The sequence below is a fragment of the Burkholderia sp. GW821-FHT14F03 genome (assembly GCF_058803765.1).
In genome coordinates, this window is the sequence record NZ_JBXAPG010000035.1 from 1 (window position 1) to 1,285 (window position 1,285).

At 66.3% G+C, this 1,285-nt stretch carries 1 pseudogene; it reads left to right on the forward strand.

The features are described 5' to 3' along the window. Nucleotides 1–1,285: pseudogene (locus AC1RQF_RS22580) on the forward strand (cell surface protein); the annotation flags it as partial.

Here is a 1,285-nt window from a genome sequence, read left to right on the forward strand (position 1 = left end):
TCGACCGGCATCAGCTCGCTGTCCACCGGCCTCAGCACCGTCACCGCCACCACCAACAACCTCGGCAGCAGCACCGCCGCGGCCCTCGGCGGCGGCGCAGCCTACAACCCCGCAACCGGCACCATCTCGGCGCCCGCCTACGTCACCTACAACGCCAACGGCACGACCACGACCAACAACAACGTCGGATCGGCCATCGACAACATCAACAGCCAGGGCATCAAGTACTTCCACGCCAATTCCACCGGCCCTGACAGCATCGCCACCGGCACCGACGCCGTCGCCATCGGCTCCGGCGCTTCCGCCGGCAACAACGGCTCCGTCGCGCTCGGCGCCAACTCCGTCACCGCTGCCCCCAACCCCACCAGCAGCGCGACCATCGCCGGCACCACCTTCGGCGGCTTCGCCGGCACCAACCCGACCAGCGTCGTCAGTGTCGGCGCGCCCGGCTCGGAACGACAGGTCACCAACGTCGCCGCCGGACAAGTCACCTCAACCAGCACCGACGCGATCAACGGCAGCCAGCTTTATTCCGTCGCACAACAGGTCGGCACGGCAACCAGCGCGATTTCCTCTCTGTCCACCGGCCTCAGCACCACCAACAGCACCGTCGCTTCTCTGTCGACCTCCACATCGACCGGCATCGGTTCGCTTTCGACCGGTCTGAGCACCACCAACAGCACCGTCACGTCGCTCTCGACCTCGACCTCGACCGGCCTGTCGTCGGCCAACAGCTCGATTGCGTCGCTGTCCACCTCGTCCTCGACGGGTATCAGCTCGCTGTCCACCGGCCTCAGCACCACCAACAGCACCGTCGCTTCGCTGTCGACCTCCACATCGACCGGCCTCTCGACCGCCAACAGCAGCATCGCCTCGCTGTCCACCTCGTCTTCGACGGGCATCAGTTCGCTGTCCACCGGCCTGAGCACCACCAACAGCACCGTCACGTCGCTCTCGACTTCCACGTCGACCGGCCTGTCGTCGGCTGACAGCAGCATCGCCTCGCTGTCCACCTCGACCTCGACCGGCATCGGTTCGCTCTCGACCGGCCTCAGCACCACCGACAGCAATGTCGCCTCGCTGTCGACCTCCACGTCGACCGGCTTGTCGTCGGCCAACAGCAGCATCGCTTCGCTGTCCACCTCGTCATCGACGGGTATCAGCTCGCTGTCCACCGGCTTGAGCACCACCAACAGCAATGTCACGTCGCTGTCGACCTCCACGTCGACCGGCCTCTCGTCGGCCAACAGCTCGATCGCCTCGCTGTCCACCTCGTCATCGACGG